A 3840-nucleotide genomic window follows, 5' to 3' on the forward strand; every position below is an offset into this window, starting at 1 on the left:
AGCCGGCGCAGGGCGTCGACCACCTGTCCCGCCACGGCACTCCGCCCGACGATTCCCACGATGCCGCACATGCCCGTCGCCTCGCTTCTCCGCTCGGGACCGTCCCGTTCCGGAACGATCCCCGACCCCGTGCGGCCGCCGTGGCAAGGAGCCTGCCGCCCGCCGCCACGCTTCCGGCGTTCTACCGGACCGGCCGAGGGCCGGGCCAGTCAACTTGCGTAACGCATTGTGACGCGGGAAGCCTGAACGAAGGATGGCCGGGATCGCGCGGGGCGCCGTCCCGGCCGCGTCTTCAGGGCATCATCACGGTGTTGATGACGTGGATCACGCCGTTCGACTGCATGACGTCGCCGATGGTGACCTTGGCGGTGTCGCCCTTCTCGTCGGCGACGTAGAGGGCCTTGCCCTTCTGCATCACCGCGAGCGTGCCGCCCTGCACGGTCCTGAGCTCGGCCTGGCCGCCGCCCTTCCGGACCAGGGCCATCAGGTCCCGGCCGGTGTAGGTGCCGGGCACCACGTGGTAGGTCAGCACCTTGGTGAGCGTCGGCTTGTTCTGCGGCTGGACCAGCGAATCGACGGTGCCGGGCGGCAGCTTGGCGAAGGCGGCGTTGGTCGGCGCGAACACCGTGAAGGGCCCGGGGCCTGCCAGCGTGTCGACGAGGCCGGCCGCCTTCACGGCCGCCACCAGGGTGGTGTGGTCGCGGGAATTGACGGCGTTCTCGACGATCGACTTCGTCGGCAGCATCGGCGCGCCGCCGACCATCGGGTTCTTGGCGAGGACCGCCCCGCCGGAGATCGCCGCGAGGGCGAGCGCGAGGGCGGCGGCGCGGGCTGTTGTCCGGATCGTCATGGTGTCGTGTCCCGTCTCTCGTGGATCGCTGAGCCCCGGCGGGGATCACGGGCCTGTACGGGACGGGCGGCGGGAAAGTTTCAGGCGATCGCGGGCGGGCCTGTCAGGCGGCCCGCGTCACCGCGGCGGGCGTCATCCGGAAGGCGACGCCGAGGCGGTTGTAGGCGTTCATCAGGGCGACCGCGAGGGTGAGGTCGGCGAGCGCCTTCGCGTCGAAGACGGCGGCCGGCGCCGCGTAGTCGGCGTCCGGCACCCCCGTCCCGGCGACCCGCGTGACCGCCTCGGCCCAGGCGAGCGCCGCGCGCTCGCGGGCGTCGAACAGGCCGCCGGCCTCGCGCCAGGCCGGCACCAGCACGAGGGTCTCCACCGGCATCCCGGTCTTCAGGAGGTCGCGGGAATGCATGTCGATGCAGTAGGCGCAGCCGTTGATCTGCGAGACCCGCAGGTAGACGAGGTCGACGAGGCGGCCGAGGCCGCAGGCGGCCACGTAGGAATGGGCGCGGCCAAGCGCCGTCATGCCGGCGGGCACGGTGCTCTGGGCGTGCAGGCGTTCGCTCATCGGCGGGTCTCCGCGCTGTCGGGGATCGTGAGGACCTGCTCGGCGCTGTCGACGACGAAGACCGCGAGGAGGCGGGCCGGCCGGTCGGGGCTGGCGTTGGCGCTGACGACGTGGTGGGCGCCCGGCGCCTCGGACCAGCCCTCGCCCGCCCGGTAGGTCCGCGCCGGCCCGTCGTCGACCTGGCTGCGCACCGCGCCCTCGAGGACGGTGGCGTAGATGAAGGCCGAGGCGGCGTGGCGGTGCGGGGGCGAGGCGGCGCCGGGCGGGTACTCCACCAGGACCGCCCGCAGCGACTTGCCGGGGACGTTCGGGATCGCCTCCCCGAAGAGTGGCGTGACGGTGCCGTGGTCGTCGTGCGCCCGGGCGGGCGGGCCCGCCGCGAGCGCGAGGCCGGTGGCGAGGAGCAGGATCCGTGGGGTCATGGCGGCCTCCGGGTGGCGGGGCCAGGAGTTGCACCCGCGGCCGGGCCCGCGACAGCACCGAATCCTGCGGGAAATCCTGTACCATCCGGGGATGCGCCCCGACCTCGCGATCCGCCTCGACCGCGCCGCCCGCGTCCCGCTGGCCAACCAGATCCACGGCGCCATCGCGGCGGCGATCCGGGAGGGGCGCCTGGAGCCGGGAGCCCGGCTGCCCTCGTGGCGCGATCTCGCGGCCCGGCTCGGCGTCGCCCGCGGCACGGTGCGGGTCGCCTACGAGCGCCTGGTCGACGACCAGCTCGCCGCGGCGGCGGGGCCGGCCGGCACCCACGTCGCCCCGCGCCTCCCCGCGAGCCCGCCGCCGGAGGCCCCGGACGCACCCCCGCTGCCCGACATGCACCACGCCTTCTCGGCCGTCCCGCTGGCGTTCCAGATGGGCGTGCCCGCGCAGGACGCCTTCCCGTTCAAGCTCTGGTCGCGGCTCATGGCCCGCAGCGCGCGGGAGGAGGCGGCCGGCCCCGTCGCCTACCCGGACCCCCGGGGGTGGCCGGCCCTGCGCCGCGAGATCGCCGCCGCCCTGGCGATCGGCCGCGGGCTCGCCTGCACGCCCGCCCAGGTCATCGTCACCGGCGGCTATTCCGGCGCCCTCGGGCTGGTGGTCCAGGCGCTGGGGCTCCCGGGCGCCCGGGCCTGGATGGAGGAGCCGGGCTACCCCCTCACCCGCACGGCGCTCCACCTCGCCGGGGTGACGCCGGTGCCGGTCCCGGTCGACGGCGAGGGCCTGGACGTCGCTCGGGGCGTCGCGCTCGCGCCCGGGGCCGCCCTCGCGGTGGTGACGCCGGGCCAGCAGGCGCCGCTCGGCGTCACTCTGTCGCCCGCGCGGCGCGCCGCGCTGCTCGCCTGGGCCGAGCGCTCCGGGGCCTGGATCATCGAGGACGACTACCTGAGCGAGCTTCAGCTGAGGGGCCGCCCCGCCCCGGCGCTCGCCGCCCTCGACCGGGCCGGACGCGTCCTGCACGCCGGCAGCTTCAGCAAGACCATCAGCCCGGCCCTGCGGCTCGGGTTCCTGGTCGTGCCCCCCGGGCTCGCGGCCCGCGTCGGCGAGGCCGCGGCCTGCCTGGCGCCGGCCCCGTCCGCCGCCGTGCAGCGGGCCGTCGCCGCCTTCCTGGCCGAGGGGCACGCCCTGCGCCACCTGCGGCGCGCGAAGCGGCTCTACGCCGCCCGGCGCGACGCCCTCGCGGCCGCCCTGCGGGGCGCCTTCGCGGGCGCGGCCGAGGTCGAGGCGACGGCGGGCCTGTCCGTCCTGCTGCGCCTGCCGCCGGGCACGCCCGACCGCGCCGTGGCACGGGCCGCGCTGCCCCTCGGGATGGCGCCGGTGCCGCTCTCGGCCTGGTACGCGGACGCGCCCCGGCCGGGTCTGCTCCTCGGGGTCGCGAACCTGTCGGTGGAGCGCCTGCCCGAGGCGTGCGGGCGGCTGGCCGACCTCGTGCGCCGCTTCCCGGCGTGAGATCGCGGCGAGCCGGCCCCGGGCATCCGCCCCGGCCGCTTGGCGGCGCTGGCGCTAATCCCGCAGGAGCGCGCCGCTGTAGACCGGCGGGCCCGTGGGCGCCCCGGAGGGCGAACCCCCCGGGGGCTCGACCGTGACGGCGAGGACCGCGTCGTCGAGGCGCGCCCGCTCCGCGGCCGGCAGCGCGAGGCGCGTGGCGGGGGCGGCCGAGAGGAGCCCCAGGGAGCGGGGCGCCTCGCCCTTCGGGATCACCCAGAGCTCGAGGCTGCGGTCCGGCGGCGCTTCGGCGGAGAGGGAGCGGACCTGCACGGCGCCGGCCCGGGTGTCGACCCGCACCACGAGGGCCGGCAGCGCGCCGCCCCGGTTCACCACCGCGACGTACTGCGCGCCGGCCGGCGGCAGGCGCTCGAGCGCGATGAAGACCGCGAGGCCCGCCGCCAGGGCGCCGGCCGCGAGGGCCGCCCGGCGCCAGCGCCGGAGGGCCGGGCGCAGGTCGACCGCCGGG

General features: G+C 77.2%; 5 protein-coding genes. 1 reads left to right on the plus strand and 4 read right to left on the minus strand.

Annotated elements, in window-relative coordinates; genetic code table 11:
* Positions 1-292: 292 nt before the first annotated feature.
* From DT057_RS34195 to DT057_RS34205, 3 genes are all read right to left on the minus strand, one after another.
* Positions 293-850: a fasciclin domain-containing protein gene (locus tag DT057_RS34195; protein WP_128566452.1), complete on the minus strand. Its 558-nt coding sequence runs from the start codon at positions 848-850 to the stop codon at positions 293-295.
* 103 nt (positions 851-953) lie between these two features.
* Positions 954-1409: a carboxymuconolactone decarboxylase family protein gene (locus DT057_RS34200; protein ID WP_128566453.1), complete on the minus strand. Its 456-nt coding sequence runs from the start codon at positions 1407-1409 to the stop codon at positions 954-956.
* A complete protein-coding gene (locus DT057_RS34205) occupies positions 1406-1831 on the minus strand; it encodes a cupin domain-containing protein (RefSeq protein ID WP_128566454.1) in 426 nt (141 codons plus the stop codon). Before DT057_RS34205 ends, DT057_RS34200 begins: the two co-directional genes overlap by 4 nt.
* 91 nt (positions 1832-1922) lie before the next feature.
* On the opposite strand from DT057_RS34205, the gene pdxR reads away from it, so the two are divergent.
* Positions 1923-3335 (plus strand): MocR-like pyridoxine biosynthesis transcription factor PdxR, encoded by a 1413-nt coding sequence (gene pdxR, locus DT057_RS34210; protein ID WP_128566455.1) that lies wholly within the window; start codon positions 1923-1925, stop codon positions 3333-3335.
* 54 nt (positions 3336-3389) lie between these two features.
* On the opposite strand, the gene DT057_RS34215 is transcribed toward pdxR, so the two are convergent.
* Positions 3390-3840: anti-sigma factor (locus tag DT057_RS34215; RefSeq protein WP_128566456.1), on the minus strand; the 451-nt coding region annotated here is incomplete at its 5' end.

This window comes from Methylobacterium crusticola (genome assembly GCF_003574465.1).
Taxonomy (GTDB): Bacteria; Pseudomonadota; Alphaproteobacteria; order Rhizobiales; family Beijerinckiaceae; genus Methylobacterium; species Methylobacterium crusticola.